This window comes from Methylohalobius crimeensis 10Ki (genome assembly GCF_000421465.1).
In the GTDB taxonomy this organism is placed as follows: domain Bacteria; phylum Pseudomonadota; class Gammaproteobacteria; order Methylococcales; family Methylothermaceae; genus Methylohalobius; species Methylohalobius crimeensis.
This window is the reverse complement of record NZ_ATXB01000001.1, coordinates 539,671-565,585: the sequence shown is the minus strand read 5'-3', so window position 1 is coordinate 565,585 and position 25,915 is coordinate 539,671. Positions and strand designations below refer to the sequence as shown.

24 protein-coding genes are annotated in these 25,915 nt (G+C 59.2%); 16 read left to right on the top strand and 8 right to left on the bottom strand.

The annotated features are described in order from the left end of the window. Positions 1-7 precede the first annotated feature (7 nt). Positions 8-862 carry a methanol oxidation system protein MoxJ gene (moxJ, locus tag H035_RS0102990; RefSeq protein WP_022947523.1) on the bottom strand — a complete coding sequence of 285 codons (855 nt, stop codon included), beginning with the start codon at positions 860-862 and terminating at the stop codon, positions 8-10. Between the two features lie 249 nt (positions 863-1,111). Further along, positions 1,112-2,920: a methanol/ethanol family PQQ-dependent dehydrogenase gene (locus H035_RS0102985; RefSeq protein ID WP_022947522.1), complete on the bottom strand. Its 1,809-nt coding sequence runs from the start codon at positions 2,918-2,920 to the stop codon at positions 1,112-1,114. 214 nt (positions 2,921-3,134) lie between these two features. On the opposite strand from H035_RS0102985, the gene H035_RS17950 reads away from it, so the two are divergent. From H035_RS17950 to H035_RS0102970, 3 genes are all read left to right on the top strand, one after another. Beyond that, the gene (locus tag H035_RS17950) at positions 3,135-4,517 is read left to right on the top strand and encodes a HAMP domain-containing sensor histidine kinase (RefSeq protein ID WP_022947521.1); all 1,383 of its coding nucleotides are present in this window, start codon (positions 3,135-3,137) and stop codon (positions 4,515-4,517) included. Next, positions 4,489-5,130, top strand: coding sequence for a response regulator (locus H035_RS0102975; RefSeq protein ID WP_022947520.1), 642 nt, complete (start codon positions 4,489-4,491; stop codon positions 5,128-5,130). Before H035_RS17950 ends, H035_RS0102975 begins: the two co-directional genes overlap by 29 nt. A gap of 109 nt (positions 5,131-5,239) precedes the next feature. Then, the gene (locus tag H035_RS0102970) at positions 5,240-5,761 is read left to right on the top strand and encodes a PepSY domain-containing protein (protein ID WP_022947519.1); all 522 of its coding nucleotides are present in this window, start codon (positions 5,240-5,242) and stop codon (positions 5,759-5,761) included. An 81-nt stretch (positions 5,762-5,842) separates the two neighbouring features. On the opposite strand, the gene nhaR is transcribed toward H035_RS0102970, so the two are convergent. Continuing rightward, positions 5,843-6,748 carry a transcriptional activator NhaR gene (gene nhaR, locus H035_RS0102965; RefSeq protein WP_022947518.1) on the bottom strand — a complete coding sequence of 302 codons (906 nt, stop codon included), beginning with the start codon at positions 6,746-6,748 and terminating at the stop codon, positions 5,843-5,845. 119 nt (positions 6,749-6,867) lie between these two features. Here nhaR and H035_RS17945 point away from each other — a divergent pair, with 119 nt between their 5' ends. Continuing rightward, a complete protein-coding gene (locus H035_RS17945) occupies positions 6,868-8,487 on the top strand; it encodes a SulP family inorganic anion transporter (protein ID WP_051149729.1) in 1,620 nt (539 codons plus the stop codon). A gap of 21 nt (positions 8,488-8,508) precedes the next feature. Beyond that, a complete protein-coding gene (gene can / locus H035_RS0102955; RefSeq protein WP_026596209.1) occupies positions 8,509-9,147 on the top strand; it encodes a carbonate dehydratase in 639 nt (212 codons plus the stop codon). A 69-nt stretch (positions 9,148-9,216) separates the two neighbouring features. Here can and H035_RS0102950 read toward each other — a convergent pair whose 3' ends face one another. From H035_RS0102950 to H035_RS17940, 3 genes are read right to left on the bottom strand one after another with little or no spacing between them, the layout of a single operon-like run. Beyond that, positions 9,217-9,591, bottom strand: a complete 375-nt coding sequence (locus tag H035_RS0102950; protein ID WP_022947517.1) for a DUF4870 family protein — start codon at positions 9,589-9,591, stop codon at positions 9,217-9,219. Beyond that, positions 9,588-10,268, bottom strand: coding sequence for an N-acetylmuramate alpha-1-phosphate uridylyltransferase MurU (gene murU, locus H035_RS0102945; RefSeq protein ID WP_022947516.1), 681 nt, complete (start codon positions 10,266-10,268; stop codon positions 9,588-9,590). The genes H035_RS0102950 and murU overlap by 4 nt, the downstream gene beginning before the upstream one ends. Further along, positions 10,265-11,290, bottom strand: coding sequence for an aminoglycoside phosphotransferase family protein (locus H035_RS17940; protein WP_051149812.1), 1,026 nt, complete (start codon positions 11,288-11,290; stop codon positions 10,265-10,267). Before H035_RS17940 ends, murU begins: the two co-directional genes overlap by 4 nt. A gap of 94 nt (positions 11,291-11,384) precedes the next feature. On the opposite strand from H035_RS17940, the gene H035_RS17935 reads away from it, so the two are divergent. The 7 genes from H035_RS17935 (at position 11,385) to H035_RS0102905 (ending at position 18,714) form a co-directional block, all read left to right on the top strand. Continuing rightward, complete coding sequence (locus H035_RS17935; RefSeq protein WP_084684815.1) at positions 11,385-14,009, top strand: LPS-assembly protein LptD; 2,625 nt, start codon at positions 11,385-11,387, stop codon at positions 14,007-14,009. A gap of 24 nt (positions 14,010-14,033) precedes the next feature. Further along, positions 14,034-15,350, top strand: coding sequence for a peptidylprolyl isomerase (locus H035_RS0102930; RefSeq protein WP_022947513.1), 1,317 nt, complete (start codon positions 14,034-14,036; stop codon positions 15,348-15,350). After that, the gene (gene pdxA, locus H035_RS0102925) at positions 15,343-16,320 is read left to right on the top strand and encodes a 4-hydroxythreonine-4-phosphate dehydrogenase PdxA (RefSeq protein ID WP_022947512.1); all 978 of its coding nucleotides are present in this window, start codon (positions 15,343-15,345) and stop codon (positions 16,318-16,320) included. Before H035_RS0102930 ends, pdxA begins: the two co-directional genes overlap by 8 nt. Beyond that, positions 16,313-17,110 (top strand): 16S rRNA (adenine(1518)-N(6)/adenine(1519)-N(6))-dimethyltransferase RsmA, encoded by a 798-nt coding sequence (rsmA, locus tag H035_RS0102920; protein ID WP_022947511.1) that lies wholly within the window; start codon positions 16,313-16,315, stop codon positions 17,108-17,110. The genes pdxA and rsmA overlap by 8 nt, the downstream gene beginning before the upstream one ends. A gap of 44 nt (positions 17,111-17,154) precedes the next feature. Continuing rightward, on the top strand, positions 17,155-17,574 hold the full coding sequence (locus H035_RS0102915) for a putative periplasmic lipoprotein (RefSeq protein WP_022947510.1): 420 nt from the start codon (positions 17,155-17,157) through the stop codon (positions 17,572-17,574). Between the two features lie 221 nt (positions 17,575-17,795). After that, complete coding sequence (gloA, locus tag H035_RS0102910) at positions 17,796-18,188, top strand: lactoylglutathione lyase (protein WP_022947509.1); 393 nt, start codon at positions 17,796-17,798, stop codon at positions 18,186-18,188. A gap of 70 nt (positions 18,189-18,258) precedes the next feature. Continuing rightward, positions 18,259-18,714, top strand: coding sequence for an Hsp20/alpha crystallin family protein (locus H035_RS0102905; protein WP_022947508.1), 456 nt, complete (start codon positions 18,259-18,261; stop codon positions 18,712-18,714). Between the two features lie 3 nt (positions 18,715-18,717). Here the strand turns inward: H035_RS0102905 and H035_RS0102900 are convergent, their stop codons facing one another. Further along, positions 18,718-19,149, bottom strand: coding sequence for an NfeD family protein (locus H035_RS0102900; RefSeq protein ID WP_022947507.1), 432 nt, complete (start codon positions 19,147-19,149; stop codon positions 18,718-18,720). 249 nt (positions 19,150-19,398) lie between these two features. Between H035_RS0102900 and H035_RS0102895 the strand changes: the two genes are divergently transcribed. Next, positions 19,399-19,902 carry a GreA/GreB family elongation factor gene (locus H035_RS0102895; protein WP_022947506.1) on the top strand — a complete coding sequence of 168 codons (504 nt, stop codon included), beginning with the start codon at positions 19,399-19,401 and terminating at the stop codon, positions 19,900-19,902. Beyond that, on the top strand, positions 19,899-21,815 hold the full coding sequence (locus H035_RS0102890) for a DCC1-like thiol-disulfide oxidoreductase family protein (protein ID WP_022947505.1): 1,917 nt from the start codon (positions 19,899-19,901) through the stop codon (positions 21,813-21,815). The genes H035_RS0102895 and H035_RS0102890 overlap by 4 nt, the downstream gene beginning before the upstream one ends. Here H035_RS0102890 and H035_RS0102885 read toward each other — a convergent pair. Next, positions 21,793-22,071: a hypothetical protein gene (locus H035_RS0102885; protein ID WP_022947504.1), complete on the bottom strand. Its 279-nt coding sequence runs from the start codon at positions 22,069-22,071 to the stop codon at positions 21,793-21,795. The two genes, H035_RS0102890 and H035_RS0102885, sit on opposite strands and share 23 nt — an antisense overlap. Positions 22,072-22,351: 280 nt before the next feature. Here H035_RS0102885 and H035_RS0102880 point away from each other — a divergent pair, with 280 nt between their 5' ends. Together H035_RS0102880 and H035_RS0102875 are read left to right on the top strand one after the other, a co-directional pair. After that, positions 22,352-24,583, top strand: coding sequence for a glycoside hydrolase family 15 protein (locus tag H035_RS0102880; protein ID WP_200861523.1), 2,232 nt, complete (start codon positions 22,352-22,354; stop codon positions 24,581-24,583). Continuing rightward, positions 24,580-25,866, top strand: coding sequence for a glycosyltransferase (locus H035_RS0102875; protein ID WP_022947502.1), 1,287 nt, complete (start codon positions 24,580-24,582; stop codon positions 25,864-25,866). The genes H035_RS0102880 and H035_RS0102875 overlap by 4 nt, the downstream gene beginning before the upstream one ends. Positions 25,867-25,915 lie beyond the last annotated feature (49 nt).

Genomic DNA, 25,915 nt, shown 5'->3' with positions numbered 1-25,915 from the left:
GTTGTATTCAATGGGAAGCGGTTTGGGTCCGGGGAGGCAACAAAGGCATTCCTTCCCGCTTCAAAATGGCCTCGATTTCCTTTCGCTTTTGAGCCAGTGCCTCATCCAACGCCCGGCGCAACGCTTCGTCGTCCTTGCGTACGCCTAAAGCCACGCTGTAGTGATGGGGCACCGCCTCCCCTTTACGATCGCTTTGCCGATCGGGTACCAAATGCATTTCCAGCGGCTGCCTGCTTTGCTTGATGTAGCGCGCCGCGGACGGCCCCCACATCGCCGCCACCTGCGCCTTGCCGGAAGCCACGTCCCCCACCAGACGGGCGGGATCCCAGCGGACGTACTTGTTGCGCCGCGACTCGAAATCAACCAGCTCGTTCATATAAAAGAACATATCCTCGTAGCGTCCGATCTTGCGCAACATCACTTCCGCGGGACTATGGGGAACGAAGGCGATCCGCTCGGCTTTTTGCAGCACCGGGTCGTCCCAGTCCTGCACCGCCATCCCCTGCCGGGTGACGAACACATAGCCGGAGCGGTAGTAGGGTTCCGTGGTCGCCAGGCGCGGGTCTCCGGGATCGGCCCCGATGATGACGTCGCATTTGCCGGCATTCAGATAATTGCGCACCACGAAACGGGCATCCTGCCACCATACGTACTCCACCGGCCGATTGAGCGCTTCGCCCAATTTCTCGGCGATGGCGTTCTCGAATCCCTCCCGCTCGCGGTTGGAATAGGGCAGCTCGTTTTCCCCGGCGCAAACCCTCAAGGGTTTCGCGGATTCCAGCGAGGCCAGACCGCTGTTATCGGCGGTCTGGCAGCCGGAAAACAACACAAGCAGCAGCGTACTCAATAATCGTTGTTTCATTTTCTCCTTGCCTTCTTGACAGGGCGTGTTGACTGACAGTCTGTTTCCAAACTCGATCTCCCGTACCAGCCTGCGAGGCACGTCATCGCCTTAATCCCTTCTCCGTCCGTGAATGACTCAAATAGAGTCCCTTCTCTCGTTGGCGGGAGAAGGTTAGGAAGAGGGTGGATCTAATTGCAATGAAAGGCATTTTTTGATTCAAACCACCCTCTCCCGCCAGCGGGAGAGGGTGGTTTTATGACACCTTAATCAGGTTTCATCCAAGGCGAATACCATCACGCCGCCGCCCATCTTGGTGTAGTGGGCCAATTCCTTGAAGGCGCCCACCGCGCCCAGACCCGCGGACGGGTCCTTGAGGTCGAACACCAGACCGACGCCGGGCCAACCGCCGACCCCGTAGTAGATGGCGAGGTACTGTTTGCCGTTATGTTCATAGGTGACAGGATGGCCGATCACCCCGGAAGGCAGCTTGAACTTCCACAACTCATCGCCGCTGCGGCTATCCAAAGCCTTGATCCAGCCGTCCAGAGTGCCGTAGAAGACCAGATCTCCCTTGGTCGCCAAGGTGCCGCCCCAGACCGAGAATTTCTCCGGCACGGTCCATTTGTATTCGCCGGTCTTGGCGTCGTAGGCGCGCACGAAGCCCATCACCCCTTTCGGTCCGGGATACATGTTGAGGGTGGCCCCGACGAAGAACTGACCGGCCCGGTAAGGCAGCATGAACGGTTCCCAGTCCATGCAGATATGATTGAGCCCCAGGAAGAACAATCCTTTCTCGGGATCGTAGGAATCCACGCCTTGGTTGTGATAACCCATGGCCGAGGGGCAAATGTTCTTGGCCTGATGGTCCATCCGGGTGGAATATTCCGGGTCCCGCACCGGTTGCCCGGTTTTGAGATCCACGTATTTGACCCAGTTGACCGTATCGTCGAGCTTGTCCGCCCGAACCAGTTCGCCCGTGTCGCGGTTGAGGCTGTAGATGATTCCGTTCCGGTCCGGATGGGTCAGCAGCGGGACTTTCTTGCCGTTGACCCGCTGTTCGGTGAGCGCCATCCAGTTGACCCCGGCGTAATCCCATTCGTCATGGGGGGTTTTCTGATAGCCGAAGTAGGCTTCACCGGTATCCGGATCGCGCGACCAGATGGTCATGGTCCATTTATTGTCCCCGGGACGCATGGTTTCGTTCCAGGGCGCCGGATTGCCGGAACCGTAATAAATCCGATCCAGCTTGGGATCGTAGGCATACCAACCCCAGTTGGTGCCGCCGCCGATCTTCCAGGCATCCCCTTCCCAGGTTTTGAGGCCCAAACCGAAGCGACCGTATTGCGGGGTTTGTTCGTTGAATTTTTCCGACAGCAGGATATCCTCGTCCGGACCGGTGGCATAGGCGCGCCATTCCATCTTGCCGTCGTGGATATTGAAGGCGGACACGTAACCCCGCACCCCGAGTTCGGCCCCGGAACAGCCCACCAGCACCTTGTCCTTGACCACGAAGGGAGCCTGGGTAATGGTGGCGCCGACGCGGATATCGCACACCTCCATCTTCCAGACTTCTTCCCCGCTCTTGGCATCGAGGGCCACCAGGTTGCCGTCCAATTGCCCCAGGAAGATCTTGGCGGGCTTGCCCGCCTCTGCCGGCGCGTAGGCAACCCCGCGGTTGACCACGTCGCAGCAAGCGACCGCCCGAGCGGCCGGACTTTGCTTGGGTTTGTACTCCCACAAAACCTTGTTGGGATCATCCAGATCCAAGGCATAAACGGTGTTGGGGAACGGCGTATTGATATACATGATGTCGTTCACCACCAACGGTCCGCCTTCGTGACCGTGGAGTACGCCGGTGGAGAAGCTCCAAGCGACTTTGAGATTCTTAACGTTCGCGGTATTGATTTGGTCCAGCTTGGAATAGTGGGTCGCTGAATAATCTTTGGTCGGCATCACCCAATTGCTGTCGTCCTGGGACAGACGAACCAGGCCTTCGTTGGCCTGCAGGGCGGTAGCGCCCGAGAGCAACGCCACGCCAACGGCGCCGCTCAATGACAGACTTTGCTTTATTTTCATTCATATCCTCCTTTATGGTTACGGGCAGGCGTCAATCCCGCACCCATTATGGGGCCCGCCCCCGGAGGAGAGTTACCGATATCCCCCCGCAAATCCACGGGACAAAACCGCGCCGATAGATAGGACGCCAACCCATGCGATCAAGGAGTCCGCCCCATGGGAGCAGGAAACTTTCCTATAGCTTTCGAGGCGCCATTTATCCGAAAATAAGGGGATGCTCCGACACTTCAGTCTGAAAACCCGTCTCAACCTGATCATTGCCGCCATTTTGATCGGCATCGTGGCGCTCGGCAGTTTTCTGGTGATTCACCGAGTGCGCCAGTCGGTGGCCGAGGAAACGGTTTCAGCGATGGAAATGGCCCGCCGAACCGTGGAAGCCACCTACCTTCAAGGACCGCTGTCGGAGTCCATGGTGCAACCCTGGATCGCGATGCTGGCGAGCCTGAACCAACTCCGTCACGTCCGCCTTCATGTGACCCGCGACCGGGTTCTCGCCCCCGAACCTCCCGCGCCCGAATACGGCAACCCCGAAATCCCCCGCTGGTTTATCAAACTGATCCAGCCGCCTCCTCTGCGGATCGAACAGTTGATCCCCATCCGCGAAGGCGGTCGGCTGCGGGTGACTTTGGTCGCCGACCCCCGCGACGAATTTCTCGAGGCCTGGCACGAAACGCGGGTGTTTTTAGGGTTATTCGCCCTACTGGTGCTGGGATTCTTCATCGCCGTGACCATCGTCCTGGGGCGTGCCTTCCGGCCGGTGGACGCCATTCTGCAGGGACTGCAGGCATTGGAGCAGGGAAACTACCATTGCCGCCTACCCAGCTTTTCCGACCCCGATTTCAACCGGATCGCGGCGGCGTTCAACCACTATGTCGACGTGCTGGAACAAACCCGCAGCGACAACCGCAATCTAACCCGCCAATTGCTGAAAGTGGAAGAGGAAGAGCGGCGCCTGCTGGCCCGCGAACTGCACGACGAATTGGGACAGGTCCTCAGCGCCATCAAGGTAATGGCGCGATCGATCCAAAAAGGCAGCGACCGCGAGCCGGTCGTTCATGCGGCAAAAAATATCACCGCGAACGTGGATCATTTATTCGACATCATTCGCCTGATGATCCAGAAACTGCGCCCCCTGATGCTGGACGATCTCGGCCTATCCGCGGCCATCGACACCTTGGTTTCCGGTTGGCGGGAAAAGCAGGCCGACACTCGGATCCATCTGAACTGCGACCAAATCGTGGATCGTTTTCCGCGGGACAGCCAGATTCATGTCTATCGGATTGTCCAGGAATCCCTCACCAACGCCTTCAAGCACGCCCACGCCAAAGAAATTCGGGTGAACCTGACCCGGCAAACCAGCGACGTTCCCCGTAGGCGCTGGCTGAGAATTAAAGTCATAGATGACGGCCGCGGCACGAAGATCGATTCATCCCAAGGTTGCGGCTTGCGGGGAATGCGGGAGCGGGTGGAAAGCTTGGGGGGCCGATTCGAGATTCGCACCGAACCCGGTCAGGGATTCACGATGTGTGTATGGTTACCATTCGAGGAAGAAGAGGAAGAAAATGCCAATGCCCATTCGCGTCATGCTCGTGGATGATCACGCGGTGGTCCGGGCCGGGTACCGTTTCCTGCTGGATCAATTCCCGGAAATCCAAATCGTGGCCGAAGCCGGGGACAGCCACGACGCCTATCACGCCTATTTCAAGCACCGGCCGGATGTCATGGTGCTGGATCTATCCATTCCGGGGGCCGGGGGGCTTGCGGTGATTCGCCGCCTGCTGGCGCGGGACCCCGACGCCAAGATATTGATCTTCACCATGCACCAGGAAACGCTTTACGCCAAACGCGCACTGGAAGCAGGCGCCAAGGGCTATATTCCCAAAAACGCCGATCCGGAAATCCTGCCCGAGGCGATTTTGAAAATCGCCCGAGGCCAAAGTTACGTCGTGGACGCCATTGCTCAGCAACTGGTGGCGCAATACGCCAGCGGCGCATCCGGAGAAACCCTGCTGGGCTGCCTTTCCAATCGTGAATTTGAGATTTTTTGCCTGGCCGCGCGCGGGCTCACCACCCATAAGATCGCCGAGAAACTGCACATCAGCAACAAAACCGTGGCTAACTATATCACCCAAATAAAACGCAAACTGGAGGTGGATACCCTGGCGGAACTGACTCGCTTGGCTTATTTGCACGATGTGTTTGACAAATAGTCGATGTTTATTCACTATCGCATCATGGTCGACAGACTATTTACGTAGGCAGCGCGGTGCGACCGGAAATGATCGCCTGAATTTTCAACCGTTTTGGGAGGTGTATGTCATGAACAAGGTCGTAGCAATATCGATCGCCGGGGTATTGGGGCTTGCTTCATCTGCCGTCATGGCAGAAAAAGACCCCTTGGATCGTTGTCTCGATGCGGTGAAAAAAGAAAAATCAGGCAAGTTCGTGAAGGTGGAACGCCTCGACTTCGAAGGCAAACCCACTTATGAAATCGAATTATGGGATGACGCAGGCAATGAATGGGAGTTCATGTGCGATGCCGCCACCGGTAAAATCTTCGAAACCGAAAGTGAAGTCGAATCGGAAAACGACCCCCGCTTCCGGTCCAAAATGAAAGTCGATCTGGAAACGGCCAAAAAAACCGCATTGAAACGCTATCCCGGCACCGTCCGGGAGATCGAATACGAGATCGAGTCCAATGGCGATGCGTCCTATGAGATCGACATCGCCGACGAATCGGGGCGTGAAACCAAGGTCGAAGTCGACGCGGCCACGGGCAAGATCATTGAAGTTTCTGAAGAATTATGGCAGATCGGCGAAGAGGCCGAAGAACACCCCTGAATCATCTTCACGGCAGCATGCGGCAATCCGGAGGTCAATAATCAATCCGGCGCTCGGTGAATTATTCGCCTATCAAGCCTCCTAAAAACGCAGCTCGCCTTCCAGCTGCTCTCGGCAAATGGCCAACACCGCCGGATGATCCGAGCGCCGTTCGTGATAAATGGCATAAAAATGCACCCTCACTTGGTCAGTGCGGCCGATCACCTTAACCTGATATTGAGCGACGATCTCCTTTTCCAAGATCGTGGGAGCACAGAAAATACCCACGCCGGCCTGACCGAAAACTTTGAGCAACGCGCTGTCGTCGAACTCCCCCACCACCCGGGGCTGCACGCCCAGCTCCTCGAACCATTGCTGGAGATGTCCCCGCAGCGGGGTATCGGGCGCCATCATCAACATGGGCGCGCCGTCCAAACCGGGGGGGAAATCCCGGGCATACACATCGGCCAACTCCGGAGCGGAGAAAAAACTCACCCCGCTCTTGCCCAATAAGCGATCACAGGCCCTCACCGGCGCATCCTCCGGCAAAGACCGGTCACTCAACACCAAATCCAATTTATGAGCGGCCAAATCACCCAACAGCTTCTCCAGCCGATCCTCATGACAATGGATTCTCAGTTCCTCCGATAAAGTGTAAACCGGCCGTAATAATTGATAAGCAATGAGTTTGGGCAAGAATTCGGTCAAGCCGACGACGAAGTGCTGTTGATGCGCCACCGTTTGCCGATGGACTTCCTCGGCCAATTCCCGCCCCAGGGAAAAAATTTCATCGGCGTAACGCCAGACGGTCTTTCCCATTTCGGTCAACACCAGATTCCTTCCTTGGCGCCGAAACAATTCGGCGTTGAGGCGTTCCTCCAAGGCTTGAAGCTGACCGCAGATGGTCTGCGGGGTGAGATGCAGACGCTGGGCGGCGGCGGTCAGGCTTCCCTCGTGAGCGGTCGCCCAAAAATAGTACAAATGCTTGTAATTGAATGGTATCGACACGATACTTCGTAAAAATAGAAAGGTTAGCTGGAAATTTCGAATTATTTTAATGCATCGAAGCGGTTATTCTAAGCAAAATTGGAGATAGCCGGTATGGCCACAACGTAAGGAGGAAAGCGATGCCAGCACAGCAACGCAACGACGATTTAAAAATTTGGCGTAATTTGCGTTACGACCTTCCCGCCGGATTGGTGGTTTTTCTGGTGGCGGTGCCGCTTTGCCTGGGAATCGCCCTGGCCTCGGGCGCGCCCCTGTCTTCCGGCATCATCGCCGGTATCATCGGCGGCCTGATCATCCCCTTGCTCAGCCGTTCGCCGCTGGGGGTCTCGGGTCCCGCGGCGGGGTTGGCGGTGATCGTCTTCGAGGCGGTCGGACAGATAGGATTCGAAGCTTTCTTGACGGCCGTGGTCCTGGGCGGCATGTTGCAAATTGCCCTCGGCTTTCTCCGCGCCGGCATCATCGGTTATTACTTTCCCTCCTCGGTCATCACCGGCATGCTGTCGGGCATCGGAATCATCATCGCCCTCAAGCAAATTCCCCACCTGGTGGGTTACGACACCGATTGGGAAGGAGATACTGCTTTCGTGGAACCCGGCGGCGAGACCACCTTGTCTGCCTTGGTGGACATGCTGGGTGCATTCCACCTGGGCGCCACCCTGATCGGCGCCATTTGCTTGGCAATTTTGATCGCCTGGGAGATGCCGTTCTTCAAACGGCAAAAGCTTTTTCAGTGGCTCCCCGGACCCCTGATGGCGGTGATCGCCGGGGCGGTGGTCAATTGGGCCTTCAACCAGTACGCACCTGAACTGGCGGTGCGCAGCGAACATTTGGTATCCCTGCCGGTTCTGGACGATTTGAGTCAGTTGCCGCAATTTTTTACTTTCCCCGACCTGACCTCCGTGACCGATCCGCATATCTTTACCCTGGGCGTCATCGTGGCCGTGGTGGCGAGCCTGGAGACCCTGCTTTCGGTGGAGGCGGTGGACAAGCTCGACCCCCATAAACGCGTCACCCCCACCAATCTCGAACTCATCGCCCAGGGTGCCGGCAATATGGCATCCGGCCTGATCGGCGGCCTCCCCATTACCCAGGTGATCGTGCGAAGCTCGGCCAATATTCAAGCCGGGGGCAGAACCAAAATGGCGACGATGGTCCACGGTACCTTTCTGTTGGTCAGCGCTTTTTTCTTTCCCTTCCTGTTGAATAGGATTCCTCTGGCCAGCCTGGCGGCGATCCTGCTGCTGGTGGGCTACAAACTGGCCAAGCCCCAATTGTTCACGCGCATGTATCGGGACGGCTGGTATCAGTTCATTCCTTTCATGGTGACCATCGCCGGCCTGGTGTTCACCGATTTGCTGATCGGGGTCGGCATCGGCATGGCGACTGCGATTTTCTTCCTGCTCCTGGAAAACTTCAAAATCGATTACTACCGTCACGAGGAGGAAGCCGATCACCGCGTCCAGATCACCCTTGCCGAGCAGGTCACATTTTTGAACAAGGCCAACCTGCTCAAGGAATTGAACCGCATTCCTCCGTACAAGAAAGTCATCATCGACGGCTCCAACGCCCGCTACATCGACCACGATGTATTGGAGATCCTCGATAACTTCAAAAGCGAGGCCAAGTTCAAGAATATTCACTTGACCTTGATCGGCCTTCCCATCGAGGGAAGCCTTCCTCCCCATACCCCGCCGGTAACCGGCGTAGCATCCAATGTACCGAAAGCCGCCATTCGATAATCGGACCTGAGGAGACGATCCATGCGTTTACTGCAACATTTGTTCGACAATAACCGCCGCTGGGTGAAAACCATCGAGAAGGAAAATCCCGGATTCTTCCAGCGATTATCCCGGGGACAATCGCCCGAGTACCTGTGGATCGGGTGTTCCGACAGCCGAATTCCGGCCAACGAGGTGGTGGGTCTGCTGCCGGGAGAGTTGTTCGTGCACCGCAACGTGGCCAATCTGGTAATTCACAGCGATATGAATCTGCTGTCGGTCCTCCAGTACGCGGTGGAAGTCCTCAAGGTCAAGCACGTGATCGTTTGCGGCCACTACGGTTGCGGCGGGGTGCTCGCGGCGATGCAATGCGGCTCCCACGGATTGATCGACAACTGGCTGCGCTTCATCAAGGATACCTATCACCATAACCTCCAACTTCTGGAAGACGAACCCGAGGAGCGGAGAGCCGACCGACTGTGCGAATTGAACGTGATCCAGCAAGTCGCCAACGTGTGTCACACCAGCATCGTCCAGAATGCTTGGCGACGGAATCAGACGCTGGCCGTACACGGCTGGATTTACGACATCAAAGATGGTCTGCTCAAGGATTTGGACGTCTGCATCAGCGCGCCGGAGCAGATCCCCAACATTTATCAGCTGGAGGCCCGGATCGACTAGGCGTTCAGTTTTGGTGGATGCGCTGCGCTTAACCTCTTAAGCGCAGCGCATCCACCGATTCCGGCAGAATTAACTCCCCCCGACCGGCGGCGATTGAATATACGCCGATTTATTCTCGCTCAAGCGTACCCACCCCACCACGATCCGATACACCATCCAGATCATATCCGCGATCAGGATCATATAGCCCGCCAGCCACATCAGGGAGATGCCCCCCAGGACACCCCACAGCAGGCTGTACCAAAAAGTCCGGATCTGCCAGAGATAATGGGACTCCAGCCAAGTGCCGCGCGCCTCGGGGAGCTTGAGGTAGGCGACGATCAGCGCGGCGATATAACTGATCCCGACAATAAACGACACCGCCTGTAGGGCATAGCCGATCGTCGCCCACTTTTTAAGTGCCTCGACCTGCCGGGTCTCGGTTTCTTCAATCGGTTGGCTCATGGTTCTCCTCCTCGTCGTTTTAATTCACGATCCCATGCCTTCAATCTTTCCGGCGTCCCGATATCGCTCCAAAATCCGCGATACAATTGCCCACTCACGCTTCCTTCCGCAATCCCCCGACGAAGCAAAGGCGCCAGGGCAAAACGCCCCGGTCGACAATGGCAAAAAAGCGCGTGGCTGTAAATCCCGATTCCGCTAAAGGTATAGGTCGGTTCGGAAACACCCGAGGGAAGCACGCGTCCTTCCCGCAGGGCGAAATCGCCGCCGGGATGATGCGGCGGATTGGGCACCAGCACCAAATGCGCCAGACCGCGCGGATTCCGAGGCAGTTCGGCGAAAGGAAAATCCGTGGCCACATCGCCGTTCACCACCAGGCAGGGATCGCTCAAATGGGGAAGCGCTTTGAAGATACCGCCCCCCGTGTCGAGCGCGGCTTCGGGTTCACGGGAATAGACGATGCGCGCCCCCCAGGCATCGCCTCCTCCCAAGGTTTCCTGAATCTGACGGCCCCGGTATCCCAGGTTGATCACCAGATCCGTCATCCCGGCCGCGACCAACTGCTCGATCATGCGCACGATCAGGGGTCTGCCCCCCGCTTCGAGAAGCGGTTTGGGAGTCGTATCGGTCAAGGGCCGCAGTCGCTCGCCGCGGCCGGCGGCCAGAATCATCGCTTTCATGGGCTTATCCTTTGCCCGACTCGGGGCAGTATCTCCCGGTTCAAATAGTCGCCCAAGGCCTGCAATTCTTTATCTTCGCGCCCCACGTCGACGATATAGTCGAGGGTTCGGGGAATTTCCTTGAGATAGCCGGGCCGCCCGTCGCGCAACCACAAACGGGCAAATATGCCGGCCGCCTTGAGATGGCGCTGGGCGCCCATGCGATCGAACCAGCGACGCCACTGCGGCGGTGAAATATCGATCCCGGCGGTCGCCAGTCGCTGGCGGTAGTTCTCCCGCCAACGCGCCACTTGCGGGCCGGGCCAGGCCAGATAGCAGTCCCGCAGAAGGGATACCACATCGTAGGTCACCGGCCCTACCACCGCATCCTGGAAATCCAGCACACCGGGACCATGCCCGGGGAGCACCATGAGATTGCGGCTGTGATAGTCCCGGTGGACGCAGACCCGGGGTTGCTCCAAGGCGCTGGCCACCAGCCCTTCGACGGTGGAATGCCAGATTGCCTCAGGCACGCTGACCTTTAACCAGCGCGTCAACAACCAGTCGCGAAAAATTTCCAATTCGCGCCGAAGCAAGCTGTCGTCATAGGGGGGGAGATCGCAATCGCCAGGGTCGATGCGAGTCTGAAGACGAAACAGGGCGGTCAGGGCATCGCCGTACAACTTCTCCACTCGATCTCGATCCAGCGCCCGAAAATAGGTGGTATCGCCGAAATCCTCCAGGAGCAAAAAACCCTCGTCGATCCGCCGGGCATGGATCTGCGGCACCCGTATCCCGGCATCCCGCAACAGCGCCGCCACCGCCACGAAATGAGGGAGGGTTCGGTCCGAAGGCGCGTCCATGACGATCCACGACCGATCCGGCGTCAGTACCCGAAAATAGCGGCGTGCGCTGGCATCGCCCGCCACCGGTTCCCAAGATTTCACCTCCAATTCCAAGTCACTCTGAATCCAGGTCAGAAGTTCTCGGGTCCGCTCATCCCCGTTTTCCCGTCTCGCCGCCTCGCGATTCCCCGGTCTCACCCTGCTTTTCTCCATGTTAAAATGCCGACTTCATTTTTCGCTACCGTCTAACCGTCTCCAGCAACTCTAATAAGACCAAACCGATCATTCCACGATGCCGTCCCAACTTACGGGGAGATTTACCCTGCCGCTGGCTTTGCTGGCCTGTCTGATCATTCTGCCTCAGATTGGCGCCGGCGCAAATGTATCCGAGTGGGACTGCCGTCTCTCGGGCGATGAATGGATCTGCGTAACCAAGGGGGAAAAGCCCCAACCGACCGAACCCGCCGTGAGCGAACCCCTGCCTCGGGAAGCGCCTTCGCCATCCGAGACCGCCGCCGTTTCAGCGCCGGAACCCGCCTCGGGTCCTGAAATCCGCGTCGGCCAAGTGCCCGCAATGCCCCAGGCACCGCCGGCAGTGAGCCAAGCGGATTCGGAAGGCTGGACCTGCGAATCCGATCCGGAAAGCGACGACTGGCGGTGCAAACTGATCGGCACCGACCCCGGGGGCAAACCCCGGCTGGTGGCGAGTCGCCAGCGCGGCTGGTACGAATTGTCCCCGACCTTCTCCTCCCTGGACGAACAAATGTTTTGGCGCCTCACCCAAATCCTCCCGGAAGATCCCTGGCCGGCGTATTGCCAGGGACGCAACGCCACGCTGCCGGGACTCGCAGCCGCCCCGAGCCGGCGCGGTCTGCCTATGGATTTGGAGGCCGATTTCAGTCAATCCTTAGGCGAAGGTCTATTGTATTTCTCCGGCAACGTCAAAGCGGAACGGGGTCCGCAGCGACTTTGGTCCGACGCCTTGTCCTACGATCGCGATCCCCAGATCCTCAACGCCTGGGGCAACGTGATTTACGAAGAAGCCGGCTATGTATTCGCCAGCGACAGCGCCTGGCTGGATGTGCAGCACGACAAGGCCAAGCTCGACCGGACCCATTTCGTGCTTGGCAACACCCCGGCCCGCGGCACCACCGCCCGCAGCCGCTTCGAGAGCGAAGCCTTGTCGCGCCACCACGAAGTCGCCTATACCACGTGCCCGATCGGCTCCGAGGATTGGGTCCTGCACGCCAAGGACCTGCGCATCAATCGGGATACCGGCAAGGCCGCCGGTCATCACGTGTGGCTCGAATTCATGCACGTGCCGTTCTTATATTCACCCTTTTTCGGTTATCCGATCGACGACCGCCGCATCACCGGCTTTTTACCCCCGTCTTTCGGCCGTTCGGATACCAGCGGAATCGATTTTTCCCTCCCCTATTACTTCAATCTGGCGCCCAACTACGACCTGACCTTCACCCCGCGCGTCCTATCGCAGCGGGGATTCATGGCCGGGCTGGAATTCCGTTATCTAACCCCCAACACCCGAGGTTTTTTCGCCGGCGAACTCTTGCCCTACGATAAGCAACGCAAAAAAACCCGCGGGGAAGTCGCCATCTTCAACCAGACGCGATTCAATCCCTACTGGACCAGCTTCGCCGATCTGCGCTACGTCTCCGACAACCATTACATCAACGAATTGGGGGACAATCTCTCCCTCTCCAGCAACCGTCAAATCCGCAGCGAGGCACGGGCGGAATACCGCCGGAATGGCTGGTATTTCCTGAGCCGACTGGAAAACTGGCAAACCATCGACCCCAACATTCCGGATGAAGCCAAACCCTACCGGCGCCTACCGCAACTTCTGTTGACCAAGGACCTGCGCCTGACATCCTGGGCGGTGGGGCGCTGGGAAAGCGAGTTCTCCTACTTTCAGCAGGACGAACGGGTCGACGGCCAACGCCTGCACTTGCGTCCGACCATCGGCATTCCCTGGCGTACCGCCGCCACCTTCCTGGTTCCCAAAATCGGCCTCGATTACACCCAATATTGGCTGCAGGGCCAATCTCCCGGCCAGAACGATCAGATTTCCCGCATCCTGCCGGTAGCCTCGGTGGACGGGGGCCTTTTCCTGGAAAAAGCCTGGGGACCGGACTACTTGCAGACCCTGGAGCCGCGACTCTTTTATCTCTATATTCCACACGACAATCAAGACGACATCCCGGTGTTCGACACCGCCGTGTTCGACTTCAATTTCAATCAACTCTTCCGCGAGAACCGTTTCAGCGGCCACGACCGCCTGAACGACGCCAATCAGCTTTCCGTCGCCGTCACTTCGCGCCTGCTGGAATCCGACAGCGGCCGGGAACGTTTGCGCGCCAGTCTGGGTCAGATCTACTATTTCCAGGACCGGCGCGTGACCTTCCCCGGGCAGGAACCGGAAACGGACAGCGGCTCCAACATCGTCGCCGAAGTGAACCTGTTGCCGACGGATACCTTCTCGTGGTTTTCCGCAGCGCAGTGGGACCCTTATGAAAACCGCCTGGATCGAGGGGAAACCCTGGTGCAATACAAAAACACCGACGATTACATCGTCAACTTCGGCTACCGCTTCCGACGCGATCAGCTGGAGATTCTGGACGGTTCCTTCCGCTGGCTGCTGTACCAAGGATTGCATGCGGTGGGGCGCTGGCAATATTCGCTCCGCGACGCGATCACCCTGGAAAGCTTCCTCGGGGTGGAAGTGGAGTCGTGCTGTTGGCGCCTGCGCCTGATCGGCCGGCGCTTCATCCGCGACGTGAACCGCAACGAGGACACCGCGGTGTTCGCCCAACTGGAGCTCAAGGGGCTGGTCAGCTTGGGCACCCGGGTCGACGAGTTCTTGGAAAGGAATGTACGCGGCTATCGCCTCGACGACTGATCGAATGGATCAAGCAACAACGATATGAAATGTAATCGGCTTTTCTATTTCATCCCCTTTCGGGCCTGGCTTTTCTGTCTGGGTATCTTTACCCCTTCACCCCTTCCCGCCGCCCCCCAACTTTTGGATCGTATCGTGGCGGTAGCCGAGGAAGACGTGATTTTGGCAAGCGAGCTGATGCGCCAAGTGGGGGCGATCAAACGGCAAATCGGCGCCAGCGGCTCCCGGTTGCCCCCGGATCAGGTGCTGCGCCGGCAAGTGCTCGAACGGATGATCCTGCACCGCCTGCAATTACAGTTGGCTCAGCGCCAGGGGATTCAAATAGACGATGAAACCTTGCGCCAGGCCTTACTCGACCTGGCTCGGCGCAACCAAATGGATCTGGACAGTTTCCGCCGCGCAATCGAAAACGAGGGCATGAATTACGCCCAGTTCGTAGACGATCTGCGCACGGAACTCATGCTCAACCGCCTGCGCGCCAGCCAGGTAAACGCCCAAATCCAGGTCAGCGACAGGGAAGTCGCGCATTTTTTGGAAACCGAAGGTCAAACCGCCTCCTCCAAGGGCGGAGAATACCACCTCGGCCACATCCTCATCGCCACCCCCGCCGCCGCTTCCCCGGAAAAAATCCAACAAGCCCAGCAAAAGGCCCAACAAATCGTCGCCGAGCTCGAACAGGGTTTGGACTTTCATCAAACCGCCATCGGCATGTCCGATGGCGCCCAAGCCCTGAAGGGCGGCGATTTGGGCTGGCGCAAGCGGGAGGCGATTCCCACCCTTTTCGCCGACATCGTCCCCGACATGGAAAAAGGCGACATTCGGGGACCGATCCGCAGCCCCAGCGGTTTCCACATCATCAAGTTGATCGACGCGAAAGGCACCGACACCACGCACATGGTGACGGAAAGCCACGTGCGCCATATCCTCGTCAAGACCAATGAAATCATCGACGACGAAGAGGCGCGGCGACGTTTGAAGCTGCTCGCAGAGCGTATCCGAAAGGGGGAGAATTTCTCCGCCCTCGCCCAGGCCTATTCCGAGGACACGGGCTCCGCCGCCAAGGGCGGGGAGTTGGGGTGGATCACACCCGATGCGGTGGTGCCGCCGTTCGCGGCCGCCATGAACGAGCTCGAGGAAGGCGAACTCTCGGACCCCGTCCAGACACCGTTCGGCTGGCACCTGATTCAGGTTCTGGAACGCAAGACCCGCGACGATACGCTCGAATACCGCAAAAAACGCGCCCGCCAAATTCTCACCCAGCGGAAAGTCGAGGAAGAAACCGAATTGTGGCTGCGCAAATTGCGCGCCGAAGCTTATGTGGAAGTCAACCTGGATGAATAACCCATTACCCCATCTGGCATTGACGGCCGGCGAACCCGCCGGCATCGGGCCGGATCTGTGCCTAATACTCGGCCGCCGGGCGCTGCCCTGTTATTTGACCGTATTGGGCGACCCCGAGACACTCGAAAATCGGGCCGAGCGGCTCGGCCTGCGGTTGGAATTCCACTCGGGTCGGGCCACCGACCCCCATCGCCCCGGCCACCTCTGGGTCCAGCCGTATCCCGTGGCCGCCCCGGTCACCGCCGGCCGGTTGAACCCGGCCAATGCCCGTCACGTATTGGCTTTGATCGAAGCCGCCGCGCAAGGGTGCCTGGAGGACCGCTTCGACGCGATGGTCACCGCGCCGGTCCACAAGGGGGTCATCAACGACGCCGGCATTTCCTTCAGCGGGCATACCGAATTCATCGCCGAGTTGACCGGCGGCCATCCGGTCATGATGCTGACTGCCGGGACACTCCGAGTCGCCCTGGCCACCACCCATCTCCCCTTGCGGGAAGTGCCGCAAGCCATCACGCCCGAGCGTCTTCGAAGCGTCCTTGAAATCCTCCACCACGATCTGCAAGCCCGTTTCGGGATCGGCCGCCCCCGGATCACCGTCCTGGGTCTCAACCCCCATGCCGGCGAAGGCGGGCATTTGGGCCGGGAAGAGCTCGACATCATCCAGCCGGTGATCAAAGAACTATCCATCCAAGGGATGCGCCTGACCGGCCCCTTGCCCGCCGATACCGCCTTCCTTCCCCCCCAACTGAAGCAAAGCGACGCCTTCCTGGCCATGTATCACGATCAGGGCTTGCCGGTGCTCAAATACGCCGGCTTCGGCCACGCGGTGAACATTACCCTGGGCCTGCCGATCGTCCGCACCTCGGTGGATCACGGCACCGCCCTGGAGTTGGCCGGCACCGGCCGGATCGACGCCGGCAGTCTCCAGGAAGCAGTCGCCACCGCCATCGATCTCAGCCGACATGCATAGACCCAAAAAACGCTTCGGCCAGAACTTCCTCCGGGACGGCCGGGTCCTCACTCGCATTCTAGCCGCTGTCGCGCCGCGCCCGGACGATCACATTGTGGAAATCGGCCCCGGCAAGGGGGCCCTGACCCGGTATCTGCTGCCCCATTGCCGCCGCCTGGACGCGATCGAAATCGATCGAGACCTGATTGAACGGCTAGAGGAGAAATTCGAAGACCAGCATTTCCACGTCCATGCCGCCGACGCCCTGGCTTTCGACTTCAGGCAACTGGCCGCCCCGGGAAAGCGCCTGAAGGTGGTGGGTAACCTGCCCTACAATATCTCCACACCGCTACTGTTTCACCTGTTCGAACAGAAGGCTGCGATCACCGAAATGGTGTTCATGCTGCAGAAAGAGGTGGTCGAGCGCCTGGCCGCCCTTCCCGGCAACAAGCAATACGGGCGCCTCAGCGTCATGGCCCAATACCATTGCCGCATGGAAAAGCTTTTCACGGTCGGACCGGAGAGCTTTCAGCCTTCCCCCAAGGTGACTTCGGCGGTGATCCGGCTGACTCCCCACGAGGTTCCGCCGGTGGAAGTGGGCGATCTTAGCTGTTTTAAACAGGTGGTGACGGCCGCCTTCGGGCAACGCCGCAAAACCTTGCGTAATTCCTTGAAATCCTTGCTGCCGGTGGAAACCATCGACGCCTGCGGGATCGATCCTCGCGCCCGGGCGGAGACGCTTTCGCTGGAAGATTTCGGTCGCCTCAGCCAAGCCATGGAAAAAGCCCCTGTACACCCGATTGCCGGCTAGATGATAATATCCGGCTTTACTATCAATCGATCAAAGCGACCATTATGAAAAACTTATTGATCCTCACCCTCACCGCCGTTTTGCTGGGCGGCTGTGCCAGTAAGGAGCGCAATGAATTTCAGGAAAAACTGGCCGCGCGCCTGGCCACGGACCCGGATTTGAAAGATTACAATCTCGATCCCAACGAAGTGGCCGAATGCGTCACCAGCGAGATTGCCCAGACCTTACCCGGCTTCCGCGGCACGCCGGCGCGCAAGCCTTACTGGGAAGCCTACGCCGCCTTCGAATCCACCCGCACGACGGACGAGGCGCTGGATACGATCAAAAAATACAAAGACGTGTTCGGTTCCGAGCAAAAAGCCAGCGCGGCGGCATTGGGTGTCACCCAGTACATCATGCAGTGCATGGGAAAACTCATCGAGAGTGCCCATCCGGCGCCTGAACCGGAACAATCTCAAGACTAGGCTCTGTTGACATCTGCAGCAGAAGCCGGGGAGAGCGTTCCGGGACACACTGTGAATACCTCCCTGTACGCTCGAATCGCAGCATCCCTGCTGCGAACGGTCCCGGAACGCTCTCCCCGGCTCTCCATAAACGCTGGGTTTATCAAAATGTCAATAGTCCCTAGAATTCTGTCAGTCGGAACGAAAGAGCGAACCGGAAACCAATGCTCGGGAGGTGAACGATGCGTATCCTGCATACCATGCTCCGGGTCGGCGACCTGGATCGATCCCTGCATTTCTATACCGAAGTCCTGGGAATGAAGCTGTTGCGCCAGCGCGACTATCCGGAAGGTCGCTTTACCCTGGCTTTCGTCGGTTATGGCAACGAAGGGGAAAAGACCGTCCTGGAACTGACCCACAATTGGGATACATCCAACTACGATCTAGGCGACGGCTTCGGGCACATCGCCATTGAAGTGGACGATGTTTACGCGGCCGCGGAAAAAATCCGCGCCCACGGGGGAAAAGTCGTCCGGGAACCGGGCCCGATGAAGCACGGCAATACCGTCCTGGCTTTCGTGGAAGACCCGGACGGCTACAAAATAGAGCTCCTCAGCCCCCATCGTAGCGATTGAGCATTGAAATTTCTCCCCGCGCCTCCATATTCCAGTTGTAATGAAACGATTGGTTATGGAGGCAAACGTTATGGCTCAAATCACTCGCTATGAACCTTGGACTTTTCTGAATCAACTGCAACGAGAGCTGGAGCGGTCATTCGAAAGCATGCGCAGCGACATGGTACGCGGAGGAGAGGAAATGCCCGCCGCCGCCGAATGGGCGCCTGCGGTGGATATCAAGGAAAAAGCCAATCAATACGTGGTCCATGCGGATCTCCCGGGCGTCAAGCCGGACGATATCGAAATCACGCTGGAGAACAGCATTCTGACCATCAAGGGCCACCGGGAAACCGAAGCCAAGGAGGAACAGGAAGACTATAAGCGCGTCGAACGGGTTTACGGCGGCTTCTTCCGCCGCTTCGCCCTTCCCGACTCCGTCGATGCGGATAAAATCCAGGCCAATTACGAACAAGGCGTGTTGATCATCACGATCCCCAAAAAAGCCGAAGTGCAGCCCAAGAAAATTACCGTCAAAACCGCCTAAATTTCAGCAGCCGGATTGCCGGCGCTCTTTAGGGGGCGCCGGCGATTTTTCAGCTTCCCCTGCCAACGGCTCGACCACCAACAACGCACCTTTTACTCGGCTCACCCGCACCCGATCGCCTCGCTGCAACGCCTTGTCCTTCCCGGCCGCGATCGCCAACCACAAAACCCCGTCGATCAGGACGTCGCCACGTCTACCCACCGGGATTCTTTGGCGGACTTCCGCCCGCCGGCCCACCAGAGTGCGCGCCGCGTTAGAACGCTTCTTTTCACGCTGCCGCCGCCAGCCACGCCAGAGAATGACCAAGATCGACATCAGGGCAAGGGCAAAAAATACCCCGACGAGGAACGACCGGTCATTCGCCAGCAAGAACTTTATTCCCGTTACGACGGCGATCAATCCGAAGATCGCCGACAATCCGGCCGCTGCTTTCATGGTCTCTCCAACCACCCCACCTGAAATCAGAAAACCCTAAGCCTAATGATATAATTAGCAGAATTTTTATGGTTAACACAGATCGAGTCGTGCCCCCTCGGAGCCCTTCTCCCGAAAAACGGAATATCCTTGCCGATCTAATACCGCGTTCGGGTCGTTGTCAATTCGACCGGATCTGCCGGCAATGTCTGTAGGTCGGTGGCTCCTCCGGAATTTATCGTCTCCATTATTCTTAGAGGTCAACCCATTATGAGTCGTGCCTTCGTCAAAGAAGATAACGCCGAAGCGGTCGAGGAACTGCCCGACAAACCGATCAGCTCCCACACCAATTACGTGACTCCCGACGGCTTCAAGCAATTGCAAGCGCGGCTGGCGCAACATTTGAAGCATCAATCGGAATTGAACCGCCGCGACGACTTGAGCGCCCGCCAGGAACTGCCGGTCGTTCAACGCGAGATCCGCTATCTGGAAAAACGCCTCGAATCAGCGGTGGTGGTGGATTCCAGCGCCCAACCTTCGGACCGAGTCCACTTCGGCGCCTGGGTAGAAGTGCTGGACGACGCGGATAAGCGCCATATCTACCACATCGTGGGCGAAGACGAGGCCGATGCAACGCGCGGCTGCATCAGCTGGGTATCCCCCCTCGCCCGAGCCCTTTTCGACGCCCGCGTCGGCGACCTGGTCACCTGGCGCCGACCGGCGGGAGACGTGGAACTGGAAGTGATCGCCATCCACCGGGACGGGAAATCATGAGTTATTCACCGCTCGCTACCTTGACCGACTGGTTGGAAAAAGGCCTCCGCCGCCGAGTCCCTGCCACCGGCTTGGGAATCTTCCGGATCGGCTACGGCTTGGTGGCACTGCAGGAAATCGCCTTTCTTTATTTCTTCCGCCACCTGATTTTCGACGAAACGCCGTATCTCGATCCGGGTCCGCCCCTGATTTCCCTCTTTCTCTTGCTTTGGGGAACCGCGGCGCTGGGCTTGACCCTGGGGTTGAGAACGCGGCTGTGCGCGGCGGTCAATTACCTGTTTTGGGTGCTGTTTACCAGTTTCACCCCCATGTGGCGGGACTTCGACGGCGGTTTCGATCAACTGATGATCTCCTCGGGGCTGCTGCTCGTCTTTCTGCCGTCCTGGCGGGCCCTGTCCCTGGACAATCTGCGTCTGAAGCTTCAAACCTCGACCTTGGGACAGCGCTTCGAGCCTCCCCGGACGGTCCCGATCCTGGCCTATTATCTGCCGCTGCTCATTTCCCTGGGACTGCTGTATTTCGATTCGGCCATCCATAAACTGTTCGCCGAACACTGGCGCAACGGCATGGGCGCGTGGCTTCCCTCCTCCCATCCGTATTACGTCTCTCCGCTCAGCATGCGCTGGCTGCTGGAACTGGAATGGCTCCAGCGCGCCATCACCTATACCATCATCGGCTTTCAGTTCCTGTTCCCCTTCTTATTCTGGCATCGCCGTTTCCGGGTTCCGTTTTTAATTCTGGGGACCTTGTTTCACGGCGGCATTACCCTGTCCTTCAACATTTATCCCTTCGGTCTGGGGATGCTGATTCACTACGCGCTGCTGGTGCCGTTCGGCTGGTGGCGCCGGATCGGGGAGAGTTGGCGCTCGGCCGAACCACGCCTGACCGTCTTCTACGACGGTCAATGCCCCCTGTGCTGGCGGACGGTACTGGCGGTGGAACACTTCGACCTGCGCCGCTGCGTGGTGTTTCGCGATCTCCAAACCCACGCCGCCCAAGAACCAGTCCTGGCGGATATCGACCCATCCGAACTCCTGGCGGATTTATACGCCGTCGACCCGGAAGGTCGGCGCTACCGGGGAATAGACACCTATCTGGCGATTCTGAAAGCGATGGGCTACCTTCGCCCTCTGGCCTGGGTGCTGCGCCTGCCGGGCATCTATTCCCTGGCGGCGCATATCTATCGGCGCATCGCCGACAGCCGCCAGCGGCTGATCTGCGATGCCGCCTGTCTTCCCGCATCGGGGAAGGAATCCCCGCTCCGCAATAATTGGGAAGCCTGGCTGGGGTCCTCTCGCCGGCAGGCGTTCCGCTTGTCCAGGATGCTGGTGGTGCTGCTGCTCCTTCAGCTCAACAGCACCCTTCATTACGGCCTGCTCTACCGCTTCGGCCTTGCCGACCGACTCGGCCCCTTGGGGCCGTTGAGCAATATGCTGGTGTCGGTATCTCACGCCTTCCTGGGCATCACCCCCCACGCCCTGTATCTGGACGACCACTTCAAGGGATACGAGCAGATCTTCGCGATCACCTACTTGGACCGGGACGGGAAAGAGCACTGGCTGCCGTTCGTCAACCGGGAAGGGCGCCTGATCTCACCCAACTGGGGGCGGGTTCATTCCATGTGGGCCAATATCGCCGTCACCCCCAAGCTCGACAAACGCCGGCTGGAAAAATTCCTGGAGAAAGTAACCGCCTTTTACGGCCTTCGCCTGGGATTCGATCTTGACGATGCCCGCTTCCGCCTCAAAGCCAAGCCGATTCGAATGCCGGCGGACTGGGAGCCGGAGCTGCGCCGCTGGAATCTATCCCAACCCTGGCGGGACGTGGGCGAGATTATCTGGCGAGACCAAGTGATGGAAATGACCCTTCGGGAAGCCTTGCCAACTCGGATCAAGTATTCCGATCCCCGTTAGCTTCGCGATCGGCTTGATTCAAGGCCGCCTTGCGCAGCTGGAACTGGCGCAGCACGCCCGCCCCCCAAAGGCCCCAAGAGGCGGTCTTGAGCATCAACATGGGGATGGCGACCGTCTTGATGCCCCAAATCAGGACCGCCACCGCACCGGCGCTCGACAAGCCCCAGGCCACGGCTCCGACCCGTCCGCCGATCAAAACCTTGAGCGATAAGCGACGCCGAATCGCCCGACCGATTTTTGTCAGAATTGTTTTCATCGGTCTGCGCCGAATACTACAGTCGGCAATCGATAATGCGGTAACGTTCATTGAATTGCAATATGCAAGAAAAGTAGGATTGTGGACAAATTAGACGCAAAACACGGATAATCGTTGCAATTGGAAAGCGGGTCGGACATCTCGATGCTCGGGCCCGGCTTCGATTTTGACTCGCGACCGACTTCGGGCAACAGACTATGCAAGGCAACGCTTTCCCGCCGGGAACCGCCTTCCTCGAACCCTTGATTGCCGCCGTTTGGATCGCCGGAGATGGAAACCGATGGCGATGTGGGTGAAGTGGTTTCCGTGGCGATTCATCATCCGCTATTTGGCCCGCACTCACGGCTTCATCGATCCCTTGGCGCTCGTGGCCAAACTGCGCCGCTTCGCCAAGCCGTCGGAAGTGGGCGAACCCATCGAACTGTTGCGGGCGGGCATGGTGTTCCACGCCCGCGGCCTGATCAACAGCCGGGTGATTCAGCACAATCTGGATTGGATCTGGCCCTATTGGATCGAGCGTCAATTCGACCCCGGCGACGAATCCTTCATCCCCCGCGCTTTCTCCATCAGCCACATCAATCTCACCCATCGCAATTGGACCGCCCTCGGCTGGCCCGACTACGGCGAATACCCCCTCGTCGACCCGCGCGGTCTGGTGACGCCTTTGTACGACGGCTGGTCGGTGGACAGCTGGATCGTCACCGACACCGGCGACCGGCTTTTACCGTCGCGAAGCCGCGATTGCCGGCAGACGCTGGTTCAAGAACCCGTCCCCGCCATCCTAACAGACACCTGGGAGAAGGATCTCGCCCTGCAAACCCGCACCCGCGTCGTGCTGGAAAACGGCCGCCCCATCCTCTGCCTGGAACTGAACGCGCTCGCCTCTCAGCCCGCCTGGGCGGTATTGGCCTTGCGCCCCTACAATCCGGAAGGGATCAGCTTCATCCATAAAATCGAACTGACCTCCGACCGGCGCGGCTGGCGGGTGGACGATACCACCGCCATCGATTTCGATACGCCGGCCGAGCGTCACGCGACTTCCGACTATCACGCCGGCGACGTCGCCTTGACCTTGCTGGATCGGGAGGAGCAAACGGCGGTGAGCTGCAATGTGGGCATGGCCACCGCCGCCGCTTTATTCCGCCTGGAACCGAACCGAAACCGTCGCATCCAAGCCCGAATTGCGCTGCCCTCATCCGCCTCCACCGGCTTGAACGCAAGCGCCTGGGAGCGGGAAAGACGTCAGTCCTGCCGGCTCGAAGTCACGGATGAAACGATCCGGGCGCTTTACGACACCGCGCTGACCAGTTTGATCCTGCACTCACCCGGGGATGTGTATCCGGGCCCTTACACCTATCGCCGCTTCTGGTTCCGGGACGCCGCCTTCATCCTCCACGGACTGCTCTGCACCGGACTGACCGAACGCGCGGAAAGCATCCTCGACCGCTTCCCGGAGCGCCAGGACCACCAAGGTTACTTCCACTCCCAAGAAGGAGAATGGGACGCCAACGGCGAGGCGCTGTGGATTTTCGGCCGTTTCTGCGAATTGACCGGCCGCCCGCCCAAACCGGAATGGGAAAGGGCGATACGCCGCGGCGGCCGCTGGATCCTCCGTAAACGGTTAGCGGAAGATGGTTCACCCCACGCCGGCCTGATGCCGGCCGGATTCAGCGCCGAACACCTGGGTCCCAACGATTACTACTATTGGGACGATTTTTGGAGCGTCGCCGGCCTCGAGAACGCGGCCCGATTGATCGAGCATTTCGACCCCGAGCTGGCCCGAACCTTCGCCGCCGAAACCGAGCGTTTCCATAGCGCGATCGACCGCAGCCTCGGCCTCGCCGCCGCCCGCCTCGGTCGTCCCGCCATGCCGGCCGCACCGTCGCGGCGGCTGGACGCCGGCGCCATCGGTTCCCTGGCCGCCGGTTATCCCTTGCAACTGTATTCCCCCCGCGACCCCCGCTTGCTGGATACGGTGGAATTTTTGCTCGACAGCTGCTTCGTCAAGGGCGGTTTCTTTCAGGATATGATCCACTCCGGCATCAACCCCTATTTGACCCTCCATGTGGCGCAAGTATTGCTGCGGGCGGGGGATACGCGCTATCTGGATTTGATCAAAACGATCGCCGTCCTGGCTTCCCCCACCGGGCAGTGGCCCGAGGCCATTCATCCCCGCACCTTGGGGGGTTGCATGGGGGACGGTCAACACGTATGGGCGGCGGCGGAATGGCTGCTGATGATCCGCAGCTGCTTCGTGCGCGAGGAAGGGCATCAGTTGATTCTCGCCGACGGCGTTTCCCGTTCCTGGCTGGAACCGGGCCGGCCGGCACGCTTCGGCCCTTCGCCGACCGCCTTCGGAGCGGTTCGGGTCTGCGTGGAAGAAATCGCGGGCGGTCGCATCCGCGTTTCTTGGGAAGGCCGCTGGCACCGCCGGCAGCCGCCGATCATCGTTCATCTACCCGGCTACGAACCCTGCGCGGTCGAACCGGGCCAACGAGAGGTGGTGCTATGAACATCGTGATGATGACCAATACGTACCTGCCTCACGTGGGGGGTGTCGCCCGTTCGGTCGCTTCGTTTACCGAGGAGTACCGGCGCCAGGGGCATAGGGTCCTGGTGGTGGCGCCGGAATTTTCCGGGTCTCCCGGAGAGGAAACGGATGTGGTGCGAGTGCCGGCGATCCAAAATTTCAACGGCAGCGACTTTGCCGCGGTCCTACCGGTATTCAGCGATCTGGACGACGCCCTGGAGGCATTCCGTCCCGACCTGATCCACGCCCACCATCCCTATTTGCTGGGCATGACCGCCCTGCGGGAAGCCCGCACCCGCGATCTGCCGCTGGTGTTCACCCATCACACCCGGTATGAGTTCTATACCCACTATGTGCCGATGAATTCGCCCGCCCTGAGACGTTTCGTGATCGAACTGGCCACCCGCTACGCCAATCAATGCGATCTGGTGTTCGCCCCCAGCGAGAGCATCGCCGAATTACTCCAACAGCGCGGCGTCAAACGCCCCATCGAAATCGTTCCCACCGGCATTCGAATCGAACATTTCGCCCGGGGGGATCGGGCCACGCTCCGCAAACGCCTGAACATTCCGGAGGAGGATTTCGTCATCGGCCACGTGGGCCGACTGGCGCCGGAGAAAAATCTGGGCTTTCTGACCGAGGCGGTGGCCGACTTTCTGACCCGCCACCCCCGCGCCCATTTTCTAGTCGCCGGGCGCGGGCCGGGCGAGGAGGAAATCCGAAGCCGCTGCCGTTTCCGGAGACTCCTCGATCGCTTTCATTGCCTGGGGGTTTTGGTGGAACAAGAATTGATCGATGCCTATCACGCCATGGACGTATTCGCCTTCGCCTCCCAAAGCGAAACCCAGGGCCTGGTCCTGGTGGAGGCGATGGCCGCCGGGGTGCCGATCGTGGCCTTGGACGCCCCCGGCAGCCGCGAGGTGGTGAGGGATCGACAGAACGGGCGTTTGGTGCTTCACGAAGACACCGCCGAATTCTCCGCGGCCCTGGAGTGGATTTTTTTCGTCCCCCCTCCTAGACGGCAACAACTCATCGAGATGGCGAGAGAAACCGCCGAACATTTTTCCTTGACCCGCACCGCCGACCAAGCCCTGGCCTGTTATCGGCAACTGACCACTACCAGGCAACCGCAGCCGAAAGAAAGCATGGAGGGATGGGACCCATTGCTGCGACGCATCAAAATCGAATGGGAAATCGGCCGGCAAATGATGGAAGCGGCAGGAACCGCCCTGGTCAGCGGGGAGCCCTTGAAAAAACAATTTTAAGAAGCTGTTTACAACCGCTTATTTCAAAAGGGGGCCGGGTCAACTTTGC